The sequence below is a fragment of the Mucilaginibacter ginkgonis genome, from assembly GCF_009754905.2.
Taxonomy (GTDB): domain Bacteria; phylum Bacteroidota; class Bacteroidia; order Sphingobacteriales; family Sphingobacteriaceae; genus Mucilaginibacter; species Mucilaginibacter ginkgonis.
Genome location: NZ_CP066775.1, coordinates 3,067,419 through 3,088,905, shown reverse-complemented (window position 1 = coordinate 3,088,905; position 21,487 = coordinate 3,067,419). Strand labels below are relative to the sequence as shown.

At 45.8% G+C, this 21,487-nt stretch carries 17 protein-coding genes; 11 read left to right on the top strand and 6 right to left on the bottom strand.

Features of this window, described 5'->3' with window-relative positions; genetic code table 11:
- Positions 1-2: 2 nt before the first annotated feature.
- A complete protein-coding gene (locus GO620_RS14340) occupies positions 3-410 on the bottom strand; it encodes a VOC family protein (protein WP_157524455.1) in 408 nt (135 codons plus the stop codon).
- 148 nt (positions 411-558) lie between these two features.
- Between GO620_RS14340 and GO620_RS14335 the strand changes: the two genes are divergently transcribed.
- The 4 genes from GO620_RS14335 to GO620_RS14320 all read left to right on the top strand — a co-directional run bounded on the left by GO620_RS14335 (position 559) and on the right by GO620_RS14320 (position 6,747).
- Entirely contained in the window at positions 559-1,653 is a 1,095-nt protein-coding gene (locus tag GO620_RS14335; protein WP_157524454.1) for a ligase-associated DNA damage response exonuclease, read from the top strand.
- Positions 1,650-3,269: an ATP-dependent DNA ligase gene (locus GO620_RS14330; RefSeq protein ID WP_157524453.1), complete on the top strand. Its 1,620-nt coding sequence runs from the start codon at positions 1,650-1,652 to the stop codon at positions 3,267-3,269. The genes GO620_RS14335 and GO620_RS14330 overlap by 4 nt, the downstream gene beginning before the upstream one ends.
- A gap of 8 nt (positions 3,270-3,277) precedes the next feature.
- A complete protein-coding gene (locus GO620_RS14325) occupies positions 3,278-4,048 on the top strand; it encodes a DUF1835 domain-containing protein (protein WP_157524452.1) in 771 nt (256 codons plus the stop codon).
- Between the two features lie 434 nt (positions 4,049-4,482).
- The gene (locus tag GO620_RS14320; RefSeq protein ID WP_157524451.1) at positions 4,483-6,747 is read left to right on the top strand and encodes an aconitate hydratase; all 2,265 of its coding nucleotides are present in this window, start codon (positions 4,483-4,485) and stop codon (positions 6,745-6,747) included.
- A 100-nt stretch (positions 6,748-6,847) separates the two neighbouring features.
- Here GO620_RS14320 and GO620_RS14315 read toward each other — a convergent pair whose 3' ends face one another.
- From GO620_RS14315 to GO620_RS14305, 3 genes are read right to left on the bottom strand one after another with little or no spacing between them, the layout of a single operon-like run.
- Positions 6,848-8,374, bottom strand: a complete 1,527-nt coding sequence (locus tag GO620_RS14315) for a P-loop ATPase, Sll1717 family (protein WP_157524450.1) — start codon at positions 8,372-8,374, stop codon at positions 6,848-6,850.
- A 35-nt stretch (positions 8,375-8,409) separates the two neighbouring features.
- Complete coding sequence (locus tag GO620_RS14310) at positions 8,410-9,570, bottom strand: trans-sulfuration enzyme family protein (protein ID WP_157524449.1); 1,161 nt, start codon at positions 9,568-9,570, stop codon at positions 8,410-8,412.
- A gap of 8 nt (positions 9,571-9,578) precedes the next feature.
- Entirely contained in the window at positions 9,579-10,907 is a 1,329-nt protein-coding gene (locus GO620_RS14305; RefSeq protein ID WP_157524448.1) for an APC family permease, read from the bottom strand.
- Between the two features lie 106 nt (positions 10,908-11,013).
- On the opposite strand from GO620_RS14305, the gene GO620_RS14300 reads away from it, so the two are divergent.
- The 6 genes from GO620_RS14300 to GO620_RS14275 all read left to right on the top strand — a co-directional run bounded on the left by GO620_RS14300 (position 11,014) and on the right by GO620_RS14275 (position 16,097).
- On the top strand, positions 11,014-11,616 hold the full coding sequence (locus GO620_RS14300; RefSeq protein WP_157524447.1) for a hypothetical protein: 603 nt from the start codon (positions 11,014-11,016) through the stop codon (positions 11,614-11,616).
- Between the two features lie 84 nt (positions 11,617-11,700).
- Complete coding sequence (locus GO620_RS14295; RefSeq protein ID WP_157524446.1) at positions 11,701-13,254, top strand: HAL/PAL/TAL family ammonia-lyase; 1,554 nt, start codon at positions 11,701-11,703, stop codon at positions 13,252-13,254.
- A 3-nt stretch (positions 13,255-13,257) separates the two neighbouring features.
- On the top strand, positions 13,258-13,986 hold the full coding sequence (gene fabG, locus GO620_RS14290; RefSeq protein ID WP_157524445.1) for a 3-oxoacyl-ACP reductase FabG: 729 nt from the start codon (positions 13,258-13,260) through the stop codon (positions 13,984-13,986).
- Between the two features lie 3 nt (positions 13,987-13,989).
- A complete protein-coding gene (locus tag GO620_RS14285) occupies positions 13,990-14,403 on the top strand; it encodes a 3-hydroxyacyl-ACP dehydratase (protein WP_157524444.1) in 414 nt (137 codons plus the stop codon).
- 3 nt (positions 14,404-14,406) lie between these two features.
- The gene (locus GO620_RS14280) at positions 14,407-15,534 is read left to right on the top strand and encodes a beta-ketoacyl-[acyl-carrier-protein] synthase family protein (RefSeq protein ID WP_157524443.1); all 1,128 of its coding nucleotides are present in this window, start codon (positions 14,407-14,409) and stop codon (positions 15,532-15,534) included.
- A 56-nt stretch (positions 15,535-15,590) separates the two neighbouring features.
- On the top strand, positions 15,591-16,097 hold the full coding sequence (locus GO620_RS14275) for a 3-oxoacyl-ACP synthase (RefSeq protein ID WP_157524442.1): 507 nt from the start codon (positions 15,591-15,593) through the stop codon (positions 16,095-16,097).
- 117 nt (positions 16,098-16,214) lie between these two features.
- Here the strand turns inward: GO620_RS14275 and GO620_RS14270 are convergent, their stop codons facing one another.
- On the bottom strand, positions 16,215-17,456 hold the full coding sequence (locus tag GO620_RS14270; RefSeq protein WP_157524441.1) for a M16 family metallopeptidase: 1,242 nt from the start codon (positions 17,454-17,456) through the stop codon (positions 16,215-16,217).
- A gap of 63 nt (positions 17,457-17,519) precedes the next feature.
- On the opposite strand from GO620_RS14270, the gene hpt reads away from it, so the two are divergent.
- Positions 17,520-18,062 (top strand): hypoxanthine phosphoribosyltransferase, encoded by a 543-nt coding sequence (gene hpt, locus GO620_RS14265; RefSeq protein WP_157524440.1) that lies wholly within the window; start codon positions 17,520-17,522, stop codon positions 18,060-18,062.
- Here the strand turns inward: hpt and mfd are convergent, their stop codons facing one another.
- Positions 18,063-21,416, bottom strand: coding sequence for a transcription-repair coupling factor (gene mfd, locus GO620_RS14260; RefSeq protein WP_157524439.1), 3,354 nt, complete (start codon positions 21,414-21,416; stop codon positions 18,063-18,065).
- Between the last annotated feature and the right edge of the window lie 71 nt (positions 21,417-21,487).

Below are 21,487 nucleotides of genomic sequence, written 5' to 3'. Positions count from 1 at the left end.
TGTTATGGTTTTGGCATGTTTGCTATATCCATCCAGGCAACTTCCCAGATGTGTCCGTCAAGGTCATTAAATCCCCAACCATACATCCAGCCGTAGTCTGTTGGTTGCCGCGTTGTTTTGCCACCTGCGTTCACCGCTTTCTCTACCATGCTATTCACCGCGTCTTTGCTTTCCGCAGAAAGGCAAACCAGCACTTCTGTAGTTTGGGTAGCGTCCGCAATGGCCTTATCGGTAAAGGTAGCAAAGAAAGGATGTGTTACCAGCATAGCATAAATGGTATCGCTGATCACCATACATGCTGCCTGGTCATTAGTGAACTGCGGATTAAAGTGATAGCCCAGGGCCTCAAAAAAAGACATTGACTTGTCAAGGTCTTTAACCGGCAGGTTAACAAAAATTTGAGTTGCCATATTTTTATTGTTTGGTATGATACAAATGTAAGTTGAGACCGATAATCGTGTAAGTATTGAACCCGACAAAATAACGGGTGATTTACGACATCAATAATGTGTTCATCGCCGCTTTAAAACTAATGTGCGTAAGCGCCGTTATTGCTATATGCCAAGAGCACCTTTGCTTGAATTTACGGACAGGGGCATCTATTGCGCTAAAGGGAAGTTTTACGTTGACCCGTGGAAGCCTGTTGATGACGCGGTGATTACTCACGCCCATGCAGATCACTCTTATCCCGGTCATAAGCGTTACCTGGCTCACCACTTATCGCGCGAAGTAATGCTCCACCGGCTTGGCGAGATAAACCTGCAAACGGTTGAATACGGTGAAAAGGTGATGAAGAATGGCGTGGAAATTTCCATGTTCCCGGCAGGGCATGTCATTGGTTCGGCACAAATAAGAATAGAATACCAGGGCGAGGTTTGGGTGGTTTCCGGCGATTATAAAACCGAGGACGATGGTGTTTGCGCGCCGTTTGAACCTGTACGGTGCCATCAATTTATATCAGAATGCACGTTTGGGATGCCGGTTTACCAATGGAAGCCTCAGGCGCAGATTTTCGATGATATGAACAATTGGTGGCGGCATAACGTGGAACGGGGGTTGGCTACCGTTGTAGCGGGTTACTCGCTTGGTAAGGCGCAGCGCATCTTACAAAACCTTGATCTCAGCATCGGCAAAGTATATACCCATGGTGTAATTGAAAATACCAATGAGGCGCTGCGAAGAAATGGTATCATTTTAAATCCTACGGAGCGCATCACCAAAGAGTCTATAAAAGATGAAGTACGTAAAGGTATCATCCTGGCGCCGCCTTCGTCTGTTGGTACGCCCTGGATGCGTAAGTTCGGGCCGTATAGTTTTGGCTACTGCTCGGGCTGGATGGCCATTCGCGGCGCGAAGCGCCGCCGAGCTGCCGACCGAGGCTTCGTGTTGTCTGACCATGCCGACTGGACCGGGCTTATCAGTGCCATTGATGCTACTGACTGCGAGTGTGTGTACCTCACCCATGGCTACACCGCCAGCTTTACGAGATATTTAAGTGAGATTGGTTTTAACGCCCGCGAGGTGCATACACTTTACGGCGCAGAAGATGATGAAGGTGAGCCTCCTCAACCTGCTGAAGGAGAACAAAAAGAAAGCACTGAATCTGATGTTGAACAAAAAGAGAGGGCCGGGGAGAGGTCGGGGATCGCATGAAAGCTTTCGCCCAACTTTTTCTCTCACTGGATGAGACCAACAAAACCAATGAGAAGGTTAAGATCCTGAAGGATTACTTTAACCGTGTGCCCGATACGGATAAGATGCACATGCTGGCATTGTTTACCGGGCGCAAACCACGCAGGCCAATTAACAGTACCAATGTGCGGTTGTGGGCTATTGAGTCGCTCAATATCCCTGCCTGGTTGTTTGAAGAGAGTTACCATGTTGTAGGCGATCTTGCCGAAACCATGGCATTGCTTTTTCCGCAGAATACAGAATCGACAAACAGTAAAACGTTAACTGAATGGATCGCGGAGATAAATGCCATCGCTGCAGCAACCGACGATGAGAAAAAAGCCTGGCTGCAAAACGCCTGGAATAATTTAGATACGCAAGAACGCTTTGTATTTAACAAATTGCTTACGGGAAGCTTTCGTGTGGGGGTATCACAAAACCTGGTGGTTAAGGCATTGGCCGACATTGCAGGCCTTGATACCAATGTAATGACCCACCGCATTATGGGTAACTGGGCGCCTGAGGACTACACTTATGCCCAATTGGCTGAGCCGCAGCAAGCCGCAGACGACATCTCCAGGCCTTATCCGTTCTTTTTGGCTTATCCCATCCAGGAAACTTCAACCGTGCAGAAATCCGTAGAGGATCTGCAAAACTCACTGGGCGATGCTGCCGACTGGCAGGCAGAATGGAAATGGGACGGTATACGTGCACAATTGATCAAACGCGATGGGCAATTATTTATTTGGAGCCGGGGCGAAGACCTGGCTACCGAAAAATTCCCCGAATTGCATCCTTTTATGCAAGCCTGGCCCAACGGCACAGTGATAGATGGTGAGATACTAAGTTTTAGGGATGGCTTGCCCCTGCCCTTTGCTGTTTTGCAAACGCGTATCGGGCGGAAGAATTTATCAAAAAAGATATTGGAAGACAGCCCGGTTTCGCTCATCGCATATGATTGCGTGGAATATGCAGGTGAGGATATTCGCTACAAAACCCAATCCGAAAGACGCGTGCTTTTGGAAGAGCTGCACGGCCAAACGCCTCATCCCAACATCTTCAATATATCACCGCTGATTACTTTCAATTCGTGGGATGAGTTGGCAGTAATCCGTGGACAATCGCGCGAGAAAATAGCCGAAGGTATCATGCTGAAACGCAAGAGCGCCACCTACCAGGTGGGCCGCCGCCGCGGGGATTGGTGGAAGTGGAAAATAGACCCGCTATCAGTAGATGCGGTGATGATCTACGCGCAAAAAGGCCATGGCCGCCGTGCAGACCTCTACACTGATTACACCTTTGCCGTATGGGACGGCGACAAGCTGGTGCCGTTTGCCAAAGCTTATTCAGGTTTGACTGATGCCGAGATCAACAAGGTGGATTATTTCATCAAACGTAATACGCTGGAGAAGTTCGGGCCGGTGCGTACAGTAAAACCCGAGTTGGTTTTCGAGATAGGATTCGAGGGTATTAATAAATCCAACAGGCATAAATCTGGCGTGGCGTTGCGCTTTCCGCGTATCTTGCGCTGGCGGCAAGATAAACCCAAAGAAGAGGCGGACAGTATAGATACGCTGAAAGCTTTATTGGGGGAATAACTATATCCATGAATTCTCAAACCTTACACATTCTCAACGGCGACGCAACCTTACCCGGTTTTATAGATTGCGGTATTGAGGGCGATACCCTCATCTGGCGGGAAACTTTGTCCGAAGGGCCGGTTGCAAACACACTGGATGCCGGGTTTTGGAAAATGCGTGCGCAATGGATCAGCAATACGTATAATGCTTCTGAGCAGGAATATTTTAACTGGGAAGCAACGGAACTGGCAAAGATCAATGAGCCATACGATGAGATAAACCTATGGTTCGAGTTTGATTTATTTTGCCAGGTGAACCTGCTGGGCGTAATGCAAATGCTTAACCAGCAAACCGACCTGTCAGAACGCGCGGTACACCTAATTTGCCCTGATACCGTTCCGGGCGTTGACAACTTCCGCGGACTTGGTCAGCTTAGTGGCGGGCAGTTAGAAACGTTATTCGATGACCGCATTCAGCTTACGGATTACGACTTTAAACTCGCTGCTGAAGCCTGGCAATTATATATCGCGGGCGATGCAGAAAATCTAAAGACCTGGCTTATCACGAATTCATTCTGGGGCAGCTTGCATGCGCTTAAACCGGCTATGGAGGCACATGTAAAACGCTTAGAGGTTAACGCTGCTGGGTATAACTACATCGAGCAAACGCTGCTGGAGATTTATAATAGCGGAATTACATCCCGGCCCGCCATCTATGAGGCATTTTGGAAAGATAACTCGATATACGGGATGGGCGATAAACAGATTGATATCTATCTCGATAAACTGGGGCTGTAAATGCTCAATTCACTAATCCGTCAGCTGATGGACGGGTGTAACATGTGACAGATTCTCTACCAAATACTGACTTATTGGTATCTGACGCTATCATGTCAGCGTTGCAAGAAGCTGATAATCAACCATGCATGATAATGTCATTGTTTCACTTTTGCCAAAATTCGTCAAAAAGTGTCACACATCTGTAACAGGTGTTACACTGGCAAATCAATGCCACTACCCTTCACAGACCTTCTGTCTTGTCAAACTGCTTTTTCTACCAGAGTGCGGAGCAGTTAGGCCATACCTGCTGACATTATTTAAAACGCATCTAAATAACGATTGCGCAAACCCAATATCCCTTTTGCCTGTTAAATTTTGTACATTCGCCGAATTAGTCCGATTGGAACTTTCCTGCCGGATTTTCTACGTTTTACTTTTAAAAATCAAATACAATGGCTTTTGATTTAGACATGATTAAAAGGGTTTACGATCGCTACAACAGCCGCATTAACGCGGCCCGCCAGGCGACCGGTAAATCACTAACCTTAACCGAAAAGATATTATACGCCCACCTTTCCGGCGGCGAAGCTTCACAGACTTACCAGCGCGGTACAGACTATGTAGACTTTGCACCAGATCGCGTGGCCATGCAGGATGCTACCGCGCAAATGGCGCTATTGCAGTTTATGCAGGCAGGCCGCCCGCAGGTTGCCGTACCATCTACAGTGCATTGCGATCACCTGATACAAGCCAAAATTGGCGCAGATACAGATCTTTCTACCGCGAAGGACATCAATAAAGAAGTTTATGATTTCTTGTCGTCGGTTTCTGATAAATATGGCATCGGTTTCTGGAAACCGGGTGCAGGTATTATTCACCAGGTAGTATTAGAGAACTATGCTTTCCCGGGTGGTATGATGATCGGTACTGACTCACATACACCTAACGCAGGTGGCTTGGGTATGATCGCTATTGGTGTTGGCGGTGCCGATGCCTGCGACGTAATGGCCGGCTTACCTTGGGAGCTAAAATTCCCTAAACTGATAGGCGTCCACCTCACAGGTAAATTATCAGGCTGGGCATCAGCTAAAGACGTTATCCTGAAAGTAGCAGGCATCTTGACCGTTAAAGGCGGTACCGGCGCTATTGTAGAATACTTTGGCGAAGGCGCGCGTTCACTGTCTGCGACAGGCAAAGGAACCATCTGTAACATGGGTGCAGAGATAGGTGCAACTACGTCGATCTTCGGTTATGATGAAAAAGCGGAAGCTTACCTGCGCGGTACCAAACGTGCTGAGATAGCAGACGCGGCTAATGCCATAAAAGAACACCTTACAGGCGACGAGGAAGTTTACGCGAATCCTTCCGCTTATTTTGACCAGGTAATAGAGATCAACCTGAGCGAATTGGAGCCACACGTTAACGGTCCGTTCACCCCCGATTTGGCTTGGCCGATATCAAAATTCGCGGCAGCGGTTAAAGAAAACGGCTGGCCCGAAAGGTTGGAAGTGGGCCTGATAGGTTCATGTACCAATTCGTCTTACGAAGACATCACCCGTGCGGCGTCTATAGCGCAGCAGGCAACAGATAAAAACCTGAAAGCACAGGCTGAGTATACCGTAACACCAGGTTCAGAACTGGTACGTTACACCGTGGAACGCGACGGATACCTGAACACCTTCGAGCAGATCGGCGGTGTGGTTTTGGCTAACGCCTGCGGACCTTGTATCGGTCAGTGGGCACGTCATACCGACGACCCTACCCGCAAAAACTCCATCATCACATCGTTTAACCGCAACTTTGCTAAACGCCAGGATGGTAACCCAAATACACACGCGTTTGTAGCCTCTCCGGAAATTGTCACCGCTTTCGCTATCGCGGGCGATCTAACTTTCAACCCGTTGACAGATACCCTGACCAACCAAAACGGCGAGCAGGTGAAATTTGACGAGCCGATGGGTATAGAGCTGCCGGTAAAAGGTTTCGCGGTTGAAGATGCCGGCTACCAGGCACCTGCAGAAGACGGCAGCACGGTTGAAGTGATCGTTGATCCGAATTCTTCACGTTTGCAACTGCTTGACCCGTTTGCGCCCTGGGAAGGTACAGACATTACAGGCCTTCGCCTGCTGATCAAAGCCAAAGGCAAATGTACTACCGACCACATTTCTATGGCCGGCCCGTGGTTGAAGTTCCGCGGCCACCTGGACAACATTTCTAATAATATGCTGATCGGTGCGATCAACTACTTCAATAACAGTCCTGACTCGGTTAAAAATGAACTGACCGGCGAATACGGACCGGTTCCTGCAACTCAGCGCGATTACAAAGCGCATGGCATTGGTACCGTTGTTGTGGGCGACGAAAACTACGGTGAAGGTTCATCTCGCGAGCACGCGGCAATGGAGCCACGCCACTTAGGCGTACGTGCCATATTGGTAAAATCATTTGCCCGTATCCACGAAACCAATTTGAAAAAACAAGGTATGCTGGGCATCACCTTCGCCGATACGGCAGATTACGAAAAAGTACAGGAAGATGACGTGATCGACATCCTGGGCTTGACCACCTTTACGCCTGGCAAACAGTTAGAAGTTGTATTGCACCATGCAGACGGTTCAACGGATTCATTCCCGGTTAACCATACCTACAATGCACAGCAGATAGAATGGTTTAAAGCAGGCGGCGCGTTGAACATTATCCGCAGGCAGCAGGCTTAACCCCAAATCGACCTCTCCCCTCCCGATAGCTATCGGGACTTCCGAAAGAGAGGGAACTAAGAATATCAAGCGCCTTTGCGAAAGCAAGGGCGCTTTGTTTTTAGGAATATGCCGCCGTGTTGCATTGGGGGCAAGTATAATCACCCGAATCAAAATCTCTATAAAATACTTCACGGCAAGAGGCAATTCTACATCTATAAGCCTTGGACCGAACAAACTCCTCAATTGTTAGCGTTGGGCAGGCCATATAAGCAAGTCTTATATCTTGAAAAGCATATTCATTTACCGCTTTTGCGTGCTTTCTACTTTGAAGACCGATTTTTTTTAAATAGCCAGCCGTCGTCCATGGATAAATTATGTTTCGCACTGCCGGTGAATCAGAAGCGACCTTATTTTTCACCAAATCTTCAATGGTAAAGGATACCCTGTTTGTTTTAGTTAAATACCGCAAATTGTTAGCGTTTGTAATCAGTTCTTGCGCTTTTTCTTTACAAAATATTTCCAATGATTGATTAATTACATCTTCAGTAAAAACCTTTGATGTTGGATCTGTTTTAAATTGTTCTGAAAGTATACGATTGCAAATTCTTATGCAATCTCTTGGGGAGAGTTCGGAAAACAAGATGATTCTTCCAAGCATTTTGGTTGAAGGTACCAATGACAGAAACTCAGTCACCTTACCTTTACTGTATGATTTAACCCTTTGGTTTAGCATTTCCTGCATTTGGCTCCACGTCCACTTTAAATCATATGGAAAAACTCTATCGGGACGGGCTGCTACCACAGTGTATTGTTTGATTGCATCCCACAAAAAAAATTTAAATGACACAAACGGCGTTTCAATCAACTCTAAATCCTTTAGCAGTACCTCAATTAGTTTAAAACTGGCTTCTGGGTTGTTTCCTGTTAGGCTCTGTTCATCAACCTTATCAATTAACACCATCAAGCTTTTGTAGCCAACTCTTCTAAGTAGAGAGGATATATTCATAAAGTTGTCTTTATGACTCATCACTAGTTTTTTATCAATCTCTACTTTTGATAAATCTATTTCTATACCCTTGGCCTTGGATATTTGTCTGATAATGTTAGCAATGGGTTCTTTAAAATTATTCCATAATCCAATTGCGTGATCACTAATTGTCTTCAGAGATGCTATTGCCTGATTCGGAAAAGATGCAGGTGTTTCATAAAGGTAGATCCGTGCTAGCTTATATATGTATTGTCTTTCAGTAAGGTTAAAAGCGAATGCAAATTTTAAATCGTCAGTTTCAATTCGACTGAAAAACGCAAGTAACATGAGGCGGTTTAGATAAGTCAAATGATATTGCAAATCAACGTGATTGATATCGACAACCTGACTTAAATCATGATTCGTATAGGTAATCGTTAAAATATCGTCCGTTAATTTCGCGCGTTTTTCAATCATAATGCGTTGGGCAGTTTTACCGCCACCCCTTGGAGCGTAAATTATATTAGAGACTGGATTATAAGGGTCTCCCCAAACATCTTCAAAGTAGTCTGGTTTTATAAAATATTCACTTAAAAATTCTACTTCCTTATCAGCATTTGAAAACTGAAAAGGATTAGATAGAAAGCCAAGCGATTTCCAATATTCTTCTAACGACATAAGTGTTTTATAAATTTAAATATACGAAGACACTTTTATAATCCATTAATGGCCTTTTCCAAATCCCTGATCAAATATTCAGGTTCTTCTAAACCTACGTACATGCGTATCAATTGATGCCGGCGGTTAGCAGGATCATAATCTTTAGCGGGCACCCCGGCAATGGACGGGATCACCAGACTCTCGTGCCCGCCCCATGATACGGCCATAAGGATATGCTGCAAACTGTTGCAGAATTTCTCGATCTTATCGAAAGATGAATCCTTCAAAATAAAGCTGAACAACCCACCGCAGCCATTCATTTGCTGGCGCGCAAGATCTGCCTGTGCAAAGCCATCCGCGAAAGGCCAAAGCACTTCGGCAACCGCGGTGTGTTTGCTTAGCCATTCAATAACAATCTTGGCCGACTCGAAGCTACGTTGCAGGCGTAGCGGGAGCGTGCGCAACCCGCGTATGAGCAGCCATGCCGCATGTGGCGACAGTGACGGGCCGATATTCATAAACTCATTATGAAATATCTTAGTAATGATTTCCCGGCTGCCGGTGACAACGCCCGCCACCACGTCTGAGTGGCCGCCGATATATTTTGTTGCCGATTGCGCTACCAGGTCGATCCCTAATTTTATGGGCTGCTGATATAATGGCGTGCAATAACTGTTGTCGATCATTGTCAGTATCCCACGCGGCTTTGCCAGCGCGGCAATAGCCGCCAGATCTTGAATATCGTAACTAAAAGTATTCGGGCTTTCCAGGTAAATGAGCCGGGTGTTGGGTTGTACGGCTTGCTCAAAGTTTGCTACATCCCGTCCGTCAATAAAGGTAGTGGTGATGCCAAATTTGGGCAGAAAATTATTGAACAGCTTTATCGTCCAGCTGTAGGGGTTTTCTACCGATATAACATGATCACCTTGCTTTAACAAGGAAAGGATCGGCACGGAGATAGCACCAATCCCGCTGCTGAAGACTAAAGCATCCTCGGCACCATCCAATGCGGCCAACTTTTTACGCAAGATATTCAGCGTAGGGTTATTGCCGCGCGAATACAGATCGGCATCAAACTCATTTCCTAAAGCCTTACGGAAGTCGGCAACGGTTTTAAACGCGAAATTGCTGGTTTGTATAATTGGCGGTGCGACAGCGTTAAAGTATTGGTCCCTGTCTTCGCCAAGTTCATTTAAAATATAAGAGAGTTCCATAGGCGTAATTAAGCCGCGTTGGCTTTCCTTTTAAAATACGTGCTGATGTAGTAAATGATCAATCCGGCCACGAAAACGCTTAAACAGATTAGCGCGGCAAAAGGATTGTCGGCAAAAATGTTGATGGTCACAAACCAGTAGCTGATGATAAATATAAGCGGTATAAGCGGAAACCATTTGATGGTATAAATTCCGGTGCCATCCAGTTCTTTTGTTTTGTTTCGCAGGATGAATATCGATACCGCGGCCATTGACAGACCTATGGTATCAAAAAACATTACATAGTTCAGCATCTTAGAAAAAGAGACGTTAAGCAGCAGCACGATGAGGATAGCCGCCACAAAAAAGCTCATGCCAAATTCCTGTATCTGGGTGCGTGGGTTTACGCGCATAAAGATCTTCGGCAGTACGCCGTCTTCGGCCATGGCGTAATAAACGCGCGGGTTAGACATCACGTTCACGTTAATGTAAGCCAGCACAGAGCCAAACATCATGATGGAGAAGAACTTATAACCGATGTTGCCGAACAACACCCCCGCCAAATTTGCCGCTAAGGCTGTGGTACTCTGCATACCGCCTAATCCTAAAACATGATAGTACGCGTAATTGATGCTCAGGTAAAGGAATATCACAATTAACATCCCTGCGGTTATCGCTTTCGGAATATTGCGTTTGGCATCTATGATATCCCCGCCAAAGTTGATGGTTTGCTGATAGCCGCCATAAGTAAAGAATATAGCGACCAGACTTAAGCCGAAGGATGTGATCAAACTGCCGTGATGTATCAACGGCTTAATGGCATTCGGCGTAACATTGCTTTTAAAGATCAGTGTACACAGCACTACGATCATGGCCACCTTTAAAATGGTGAGCACATTTTGTGTACGCGCGCTGGTTTTTATACCCAGAAAGTTAACGACATATAGAATAAGTACCGAGCCTATGGTCATGATCTTTACACCGGTATCATTTTGTAAGCTTGCCGGCATGATCATGGGGTTGATGTACTCTGCGCCAATGATGGCCACCGCCGCTACAGATGCAGCGTTGCTGATCACCAATACCCAATTGATCATAAAGGCGAACGCCGGGTGATAACAGTAAGAGAAAACTTTATAAAAACCGCCGGTATTCGGATAACGGGCGCCAATCTCTGCAAATGTTAACGCGCCGCAAAGGCTTACCAGCCCGCCGAAAATCCAGGCAGCGAAAAACACCCAGGTTTGGCCGGCGCGGTTGGCAACTTCATTGGCAGATTTAAAGATGCCCATGCCTATAATGAGGCTGACAACTATTATGGTAAGGTCAAACCGGTTAAGCCGTGGTTTTATACCCATTTATCAAATTGGTTAAAAATTAAAGTTTGTAAGAAAGTATTGCGAAACATTAAAACACTTATATTCGTTAAGGCTTTTGGCTCGCAGCCGATTACCTGAAAGTGCAATGAGACCTACTCTGAGGCAATTTAAACAAATATTTGTTATAGTGACCCTGCTTGTTACAGCAGGCATTGCCCGTGCACAAACCCAGCCGCTTAATCAAAGCAGGCAATTAAAATCTTTTATCAAGGCAACTACAGAAGCCGGCATTACTTTTAATCTTCCCGAAGGATTTAAAGAACTGAACAACCGTTTGCCTGATGATAATGAAATGGACTATGGAATGGCACCTGTAGGTTCTGATTTCGAAATATGGTTTGCAGTGCGTTCTTATAAAAAACTAGCCCGGCATTACAGAGGAATGGCCGACTCGGCTTATTTAAGCCTTGCCAAAGACCAGATCAGCAACTTTAGCGCTGATAATGATTATTTTGTGCGTAACCTTAGTCCGCGTATATTGAACCAGTACCAGGCAGATGAGGGCAAATCGTATCTGGTAAACTTGAACGATTCGGCAGAGACCCGCCATTACCGTTATGCGCTGATCATTGTACTGCAAAAAAACCGCACGGGTGCCATCACCGCTGTCTGCTTAACCAACGACAAAGGGGCTGAATTTTTTAAGGCGATAGATAAAGCGCGCGGCTGTATAAAATTCAAATCGTAAGCGCTGCCTAAGTTCGCCAAAGACCAACGGCAAACCGATTTATTTTCTAAATTTACCCGTTTTATATACCATTAGAATCTGCGCATGATAGTTGTTGGACAAGGTAAATTGCCCTTACAAGATTTTTCTGAAATAATTTTTCATCAACAAGGAGTAACATTAGACAAGGCCGCTCTGGAAGAGGTTGAAGCCAACTATAATTTTCTTAAAAGTTTCTCGTCAAACAAACTTATCTATGGCATAAATACGGGCTTTGGCCCAATGGCCCAATATAAAATAAGCGATGACAGCTTGCTGCAACTGCAATATAATTTGATACGCAGCCATTCATCCGGCAGCGGAAACTTATTGCCCACCCACTTGGTTAAAGCGCTGATGGTAGCCAGGCTAAACAGCTTTATTAAAGCCCGATCAGGGGTGCCGGCAAGGGTTTTGGAATTACTGACCCAGCTCATTAATAACGACGTGGCACCGTGTGTCTTTGAACATGGCGGCGTGGGTGCCAGCGGCGATCTGGTACAATTAGCCCATTTAGGTCTGGCACTTATCGGCGAAGGCGAAGTTATCTATAAAAATGAAGTGAGGCCAACAACGGAGGTTTTCGCCGAGCTGAATATCGCTCCGCTTGAGATTGAGGGCCGCGAAGGGTTGGCCATCATCAACGGTACCTCTGCTATGACCGGCATCGGGATGGTAAATATACTGCGTGCGCAGAAGTTGCTGAGCTGGTCGGTGTTGCTGTCATCAATGATGAATGAGATCGTCGAGGCTTATGATGACCATTACTCCTATGAGCTGAACGTGGTAAAACTGCACCCAGGTCAAAGTAAGATAGGCGCGCAGATGCGCGCGATATTGAAAGATAGTAAACTTATCCGCAGCCGGTCAGAACATCTATATAATCCCGATAACCTTAACCAGGAAGTGTTTGAAGACAAGGTGCAGGAATACTATTCACTTCGTTGCGTTACCCAGATATTAGGTCCTGTTTATGATACTATCCACAGCGCGGGCGTTGTGTTAGAGAATGAGATCAACTCGGTAAATGACAACCCGGTTATAGATCACATTAATAACAATGTATTTCACGGCGGTAACTTCCATGGCGATTATGTGTCCCTGGAAATGGACAAGCTTAAAATAGCTATAACCAAATTGTCTATGCTTTCCGAAAGGCAGTTGAATTATCTGCTAAATCAAAAGCTGAACCAGAAATTCCCGCCGTTTGTGAATTTAGGCGTGTTGGGATTGAATTTTGGTATGCAAGGCGTACAGTTCACCGCCGTATCTACCGTGGCAGAAAATCAGACGCTGTCTTTCCCGATGTATGTGCATAGCATCCCGAACAATAATGATAACCAGGACATGGTGAGCATGGGCTGCAACGCTGCTATTATGACCAAGAAAGTGATAGACAATACGTTCGAGGTTTTGACCATTCAATTGATGTCTATTCTGCAAGCGATCGACCACATGGGTTGCCGCGACCGGTTATCGACAGCATCTGCAGAAATTTATGACCGCGTGCGCGAAATATTCCCTGTTTTTGTTGAAGACGCACCGCAATACAAGACACAGAAAAATGTGCGCGAGTTTTTAGAGACAGCCACACCATTTATAGCACCAATAACCAACTAAGAAATGAAGTGCGCATTGGTAACCGGCGGATCGAGGGGGATTGGCAAGGCGATTTGCCTGCGCATGGCGGCGATGGGTTATCACGTGCTCGTCAATTTTAAAAGCAATACCACAGAAGCAGAGAGTACACTTAGCGCCATTCAACAAAATAACGGCACAGGCGAACTATTGCAATTCGACGTAGCCGATAAAGAAGACATTCGCGGTAAACTAGGTGGCTGGATAGAAGCGCATACAGGTCATCACATAGAGGTGCTGGTTAATAATGCCGGCATCCGTGGAGACAGTTTGCTGACCTGGATGACAGATGAGCAGTGGAGTGGCGTAATGGATACCAACCTCAACAGCTTTTTCTACACAACCAAACTTGTTCTGGAAAATATGATGATGAACCGTTACGGTCGCATCATCAACGTGGTTTCACTATCAGGTTTAAAAGGTCAACCGGGGCAAGCCAATTATTCGGCTGCGAAGGCCGGTGTCATCGGTGCCACCAAGGCACTTGCGCAGGAAGTAGGCCGCCAGGGAATCACGGTAAACGCCATTGCGCCGGGATTTATCAAGACTGATATGACCGAAGGCCTGGACGAAAAGGAGTTAAAAAATTTAATACCTGTAAGGCGCTTTGGTACGCCGGATGAAGTGGCCCATGCTGCGGTTTTCCTGGCTTCGCCCGAAGCAGGCTACATCACAGGTCAGGTGATCTCTGTAAACGGCGGACTATATTCTTAAATTATGTTTCCACAAGATGCCACTACTCTGATTCCGCAGCAGCAGCCATTTGTGATGGTTAACGGGTTGGTTTTTGCTGATGATAAAAGCGCTAAAACTTCGTTTGAAATTATTGGCGATAATCCGATGTGCATCAATGGCATTTTTCAGGAAGGCGGATTGCTAGAAAATATGGCGCAAACTGCTGCCGCATATGCCGGGTTCATTGCTAGTCAAAACAACGAGCCGGTTAAAAAAGGGTTTATCGGCGCGGTAAACAATTTTGAGGTTTTAAGATTACCTACACAAGGAGATCAACTTTTAACAGAAGTTAATGTAGTTGATGAGGTTATGGGTGTAACGGTTGTTTGGGGCAAGGTTTTTTGCTATAGTGAATTAATTGCGAGTGCAGAACTAAAAATATTTATTTCCGACTGATAGATGGCAAAGCACGTATACCTGGTTGCCGACAATATTTTCTCGCCCCTGGGCGACACCACCGCTGTAAACTTCGTGAGTATAAGAAAGGGCATCTCCGGCGTTCAGGTTCATGACCGCCCCGACCTTTCCGATGTTCAGCTCGCGGCATCTTTGTTCCCCAAAGAGCGGCAAATATTAAGCAGTAACGTTAATTACACCAAATTTGAACAGCTGCTGATCGCTTCGGTTCAACAAGCGTTAAGCGGCACAGGTATCGACCCCAAAAGTTCAACAACAGGGTTGATCATTTCTACAACCAAAGGCAACATCAGTCTGCTCGAGACAAACGATAATACGGCCGAACTTCAGCAACGCATATCCTTAAATACGTCTGCCAAGTTAGTGGCCGATTATTTCGGTTTTGGAACTCAACCCATCATAATTTCAAACGCGTGTATTTCAGGCGTGATGGCTATTATTACAGCCGCGCGGCTGATCAAATCCGGTGTTTATCAAAGTGTGGTTGTTACCGGGGCAGATGTTGTATCAAAGTTTGTTGTGTCGGGGTTTCAATCTTTCCAGGCTTTGAGCAGCGAACGCTGTAAACCATTTGATGCCAGCCGCAACGGATTAAATTTAGGCGAGGGCGCGGCAACGGTTATTTTATCCGGAGATGAAAAGTATGCAGGCTACATCAGGATAACTGGCGGCGCAGTATCTGACGACGCTAACCATATTTCAGGACCGTCGCGTACCGGAGAGGAATTGGAGTTTGCCATACAACAAGCCATGAACGAAGCAGAGTTAGCAAGCTGCGACATCGATACGATATCGGCCCACGGCACAGCTACACCCTATAACGATGATATGGAAGCAAAAGCCATTACCAACGCCGGTTTACAGCACGTGCCTACCGTCGGTGTTAAAGCTTTTTATGGCCATACGCTTGGTGCAGCAGGGTTGATCGAAAGCATACTTGCCGCCGAAAGTATGCGCCATAGCTTAATCACCGCGACTTTAGGTTTTGAGGAAACCGGGACATCGCCTATAAGCATCAACACGACTAACAAGACGGCAGAGATAAAACACGCGTTAAAAACGGCATCAGGTTTTGGAGGATGTAACGCTGCTTTAATCCTTAGTAAATAATGATGTCCGGCCAGCCACATATCACCGATTCCTGTACTATCAGCAATAGCACTGTTGTGAAAAAAGATGCTGTGGTCTTTGAGGAGATGCCAACCAGCACACATGAGTTTTTAGCGTCCCATTATAAAAGCCTGGGTATCAATTATCCAAAGTTTTATAAGATGGACAATCTGAGCAAGTTGGGTTTCCTTGCGGCGGAGGTTTTGTTGAGCGATACCAATATTAAATTTTACGCTGCAGAAGAGGTTGGTGTAATCTTATCCAACGCGAATTCGAGCCTCGACGCGGATATCAAGTACTGGCACTCTGCACAGGACGTACCAAGCCCTGCACTGTTTGTTTATACATTGCCCAATATCGTTATTGGCGAAATTTGTATCCGTAACGGTTTTAAAGGCGAGCATGCCTTTTATGTGACACCCGAATTCGACCAACAATTTATCTTTCAGCAAGCGCAATATCTTTTAAAAAGTGGCAGACTTAAAGCGTGCATTTGTGGTTGGGTTGAGGTGCTGGGTGATGTTTATGAAGCGAAGGTTTTTTTGGTGGAGAATAAAACCTAATAAGTTATTATCGCCAGTATTAATGAAGGTAAACGTAACGCTCGCGTATTTAAAGCTTGGCGTAATGGACAATGTAAATGCCGATGCTTGAGTACCTCAGCATGACATTTGTTAAATCTAACTTTTTGTCTCCTCTTCAGGTTCAAAGATCAGCGTAACCATCTTAGACTCATCGAGCAGTTCGTTGCTGATCTCCAGCAATTCATCGGCAGTGACAGCATTTATTTTAGCCATAACTTCGTCCAAAGAATCTACCCGGTTAAAATCAAGAAGGCTTTTGGTCATGGAAATCACCAAGCTCATTCGGCCCTCTTCGGCCAGCGCTATTTGTCCGCAAAACTTTTGTTTAGCCTGCTGCAACTGTATTGTCCCTAACTTATTGTCGCGCAGCTTTTTCAATTCTTTACCCACCAGTTTCAATGCCCTTTCTGCTTTTTCGGCATCTGTGCCAAAGTAAATGTTAAAGATGCCGGTATCTGTAAAAGGCACGTAAGACGATTCAATAGTATAGGCAATTCCGTATTTTTCGCGGATCTCCATGTTCAAGCGGCTGCTCATACCCATACCGCCCAAAAGGTTGTTCAACAGCAGCAAAGCGCTTTTAAGCGGGTGATTTGATGGGTATGCCTGCAAACCCATAATGCAATGCGTCTGATTGATTGGCTTTGCCGCCTTTACAAGCTGGGGCTTTGAAACCGGCGGGGCGACGCGCTTTTTATCAGGAACTGAGGAAGCCAGGTGACCGAAATATTTCTCTGCCAACTTAGTGAGTTTCGCAGGCGGGTATTTACCCGATACACCTATCACTATCTGCGACGGAAGGTAATTCTCTGCAATAAAGTCTTTGATATTTTGCTGCGATAGTGCAGACACACTTTCGGGCGCGCCTAATATATTGCAGCCCATGCTGTGCCCTTCAAATAAAAGGCCTTCGAAATCGTCCTGGATGGCTTCTTCGGGCTGATCAAGGTAAGACGCTATCTCATCAAGGATCACACCGCGCTCTTTTTCAATTTCATTTTCGGGGAAGGTAGAATGGAAAACAATGTCCTCAAAAAGGTCGAGCGTACGCTCTAAGTGCTCATTTAAAAAAGAAGCATGCACACAAGTGTATTCTTTAGTAGTATAAGCGTTTAAGTCGGCACCAACCAGTTCCAGACGGTTTAAAATCTGCGAAGTATTCCGTCGTTTGGTGTGTTTAAATATCAGGTGTTCAATAAAGTGCGCCAGACCGTCCTGGCCCGGCTTTTCATCGCGCGAGCCGGCATTGATAACGATGCAGCAATGGGTGATGTTAGAATTTACGGGATGATGCAGTAAACGGAGCCCATTCGGCAAGGTATAAACCTGGTATTCCATAATAAGAGTGTAAAGATACAGTTAATTGAGGGTGCAGGTTTATTTAAATAATAGCTTTGAATTATGAAAGTAAAGGTAGCCGACCTGGAGTTTGAAACGCTGATCACCCAATTAGAAATACAAAACCGTATAGAGGCTTTGGGCCGCGAATTGAGCCGCGACTATAATGGTAAAAGCCCGTTATTCTTAGGCGTGCTTAATGGGAGCTTTATATTTATGGCAGATTTGCTGCGTGCTGTGGATATCCCTTGTGAAGTTACGTTTACCAAACTCGCTTCTTACTTTGGCGGCACCACTACAACCCGGAACGTGCGCAGCGATATTGAACTGGCCGTAGATATTCGCGACCGGCACGTCATTGTTGCAGAAGACATTATCGACTCGGGCAATACTTTGGCTTACCTGGTAGAGCGGCTAAAAGTTTTAAAACCGGCATCCATCAAAGTTTGCACTTTATTGTCCAAACCCGATGCTATCGAAATACAAATACCTGAATTGGCCTACACCGGATTCGAGATAGCCAATGAATTTGTGGTTGGTTACGGCCTGGACTATAAAGAGCAAGGGCGAAATTTAAAGGAAATCTACAGGTTGGTTGGGGAATAGTTAAGCTGTTACTTCGCCCACTATCTCGCTCAACAATCCTACGGCGTCTGTAATGCTCATTACACCTTCTATACTAATGCGGAGCGTGTTTTTAACTTCTTTCATATTCACCCGGCGCGGGTTGTACTGCACATAGTTTAGCACCTGCTTAAAAGCTTCAGTTTCAAAATATGGCGACTGCTGGTTGCTGATGAAATAACCCCGCAGTACGTTTTTTTTAAGCGATATCTTTTCAAAGCCGATGGCTTTGCCCAGCCATTGCAACCGAACGGTGTTTAACAGATCCGTTACCGGTTGAGGTATCGGCCCGAAACGGTCATGCAACTGTTGCTCAAATGTCACAAGTTCGGCCTCGTTCTCCAGTTTAGATATTTCTGTATATAGATTATACCTCTCCGAAAGATTGGTCACATATTCGTTCGGGATCAATATCTCCAGGTCGGTGTCTATCTGCGTAAAAGAAATGAAAGGGCGCGGCTTCTCATCGGCAAATACCTCTTTAAACTCCTCGTCCTTCAACTCGTGAATGGCTTCGTCGAGGATCTTATGATACATCTCAAAGCCAATTTCTGCAATAAAGCCGCTTTGTTCTGCACCCAACAAATTACCGCTGCCGCGGATATCTAAGTCGCGCATGGCCACGTTAAATCCGCTACCCAGATCGCTGAACTCTTCGATAGCGCTCAAACGCTTGCGCGCTTCGGGTGTCAATGTTGAAAGCGGCGGACTTAGCAAATAGCAATATGCTTTTTTATTGCTTCGGCCCACACGGCCGCGCATTTGGTGCAGGTCGCTTAAGCCAAACATGTGCGCGTGGTTAATAATGATCGTATTAGCGTTAGGTATGTCAAGCCCGGCTTCGATAATGGTTGTAGCCACCAGTACATCATACTCATGCGCCACAAATTTGAGCATTACGTCTTCCAGGTCATCGCCCTCTAACTGGCCGTGCGCAATACCGATGCGCGCCTTGGGCACCAACTTACGTATCATGCCGCCTAATTGAGGCAGGTCGGCTACGCGGTTATGAATAAAGAAGATCTGCCCACCGCGGTCGATTTCCTGTTCAACCGCTTCTTTTATCAGCTTATCATTAAATACGTGCAGTTCTGTAACTACAGGCTGGCGATTTGGCGGCGGAGTAGAAATGATCGATAAGTCACGCGCGCCCATCAAAGAGAAATGCAGTGTACGTGGTATTGGTGTGGCGGTAAGCGTAAGTGTATCTACATTTACACGCATTTGCTTTAGCTTTTCTTTGGTTGTAACACCAAATTTTTGCTCTTCGTCAATGATCATTAGCCCCAGGTCTTTAAACTTCACATCCTTGCTTACCAGGCGATGTGTACCAATGATGATGTCTATCTTTCCATCTGCAAGTTTAGCCAGCGAGTCTTTGATCTGCTTGGTTGTTTTAAACCTGTTGATATAATCAATATTGCAGGGAAATCCTTTGAGCCTTTCTGTAAAAGTTTTATAATGCTGGGCAGCAAGAATTGTAGTGGGTACCAATACTGCAACCTGCTTACTGTCTGCAACCGCTTTGAACGCTGCGCGGATAGCAACCTCTGTTTTACCAAAGCCTACATCGCCGCAAATGAGGCGGTCCATTGGGTGCGGCGATTCCATGTCTTTTTTAAAATCTGCGGTAGCTTTTTCCTGGTCGGGGGTGTCTTCGTAAATAAAAGATGCCTCCAGTTCTGTCTGCAGGTAGCTATCAGGAAGAAACGCGGTGCCTACCTGCTGCTTTCGCTTGGCGTAAAGCTTTATCAGGTCGCGGGCTATGTCCTTAACTTTTTTTTTTGTTGTTTTCTTCAACCGCTCCCAGGTATCGGTACCTAACTTGTTCAGCTTTGGCACCGCCCCTTCTTTACCGCTAAACTTCGAGATCCGGTTTAGTGAGTTTATGTTTACATACAACAGGTCATTATCAGCATACAGCAAGCGGATCATCTCCTGCGTTTTGCCGTTCACTTCCACTTTCTCTAAGCCATTGTACTTGCCAATGCCATGGTCTATGTGGGTCACAAAGTCGCCGGGCTTTAATTCGCGCAGTTCTTTTAGCGTAATGGCCTGCGTGCGCTGATAACCTTTTCGTAGTTTGTATTTATAATAGCGGTCAAATATCTGGTGGTCTGTGTAGCAAGCCAGTTTTTGTTCGCGGTCTACAAAGCCCTCCCGAATAGAAATATTTATTGGCGTAAACTTAACCGATTTATCAAGGTCATCAAAAATGGCATATAAACGCTCTACCTGCTTGGCCGAATCCGTCAGGATGCAATTTTCAATATGATCTATCTCGTTATTCTTGATATTATGGATCAGCAGGCTGAAGTCTTTATTGAACGATGGCTGCGGGCGTATGTCAAAATTGATCTGCGCTGCATCGTTGTAAAAAAACTGTTTGCCAAATTCAACCACAGCAAAATCGCGAAGCTGGTCTGCAATCAATTTTTCGTCAGTGAAGCCATATTTAGGGTCGATCCACTCGGGGTTTTTTGCCTTTTCATCAGCATCTAAAGCTTTCCATAATTGAGTGGCTTTTTTATAACCATCCTGGATAATATCCAGCGTAAACTGCACATCCTTTATCCAAACCTGTGTAGACGGGTCGGCATATTCGAGCAAGGAGATGTTGTTCTGAGTTAAAAACTTCGACTGTACGTTAGGTACAATGGTGATGCTTTTGATCTGTTCTACAGATAGCTGGCTTTCAATCTCGAAGGTCCTTATCGATTCAATAAAATCCCCAAAGAACTCTACCCGGTATGGCAGATCGTGTGAAAATGAGAAAATATCGACTATCCCGCCGCGAACAGAAAATTGCCCGGGCTCATAAACAAAGTCGACGCGCTCAAAGTCATACTCGACTAAAAACTCGTTGATAAAATCGATGCTCAGGTTATTGGTGACGGAAATCTCCAGCGTGTTTTTTTCGAGTGATGCGCGGTCGATCACCTTTTCGGCAACAGCTTCGGGATAAGTGACGATCAGTTTGCCGTACTCTGACGTATGGTTCAGGTCATTCAACACCTCGGCACGGGCCAAAACGTTGCTGCTGTCGGGCTGGGTAAACTCAAAAGGCTTACGGTATGACGAGGGGAACAATAAAACTTCCTGACCAATAAGATTCTCAATATCAGCCTGAAAATACGCTGCTTCTTCGCGGTCGGGCAGCACAAAGACCATGTGCCGGTGCTGTAGAAACCACAAAGCTACCGCCACCGTTGCATCGCTTGATCCAACGAGCCCGCGCAGCTGAACCCGGGGATTTTTCGCTGCATTCAACGCTTTTGCCAGCGTTTGTACGCGCTCATCACCCTTGTAGCGCTCTAATATATCACGGATATTCAATTCGGTGCAAAGATACGGTTATCAGTTGTAGCAACAATAAACCGGCGTTTTTGTCTGTGGAAAATTGCAAT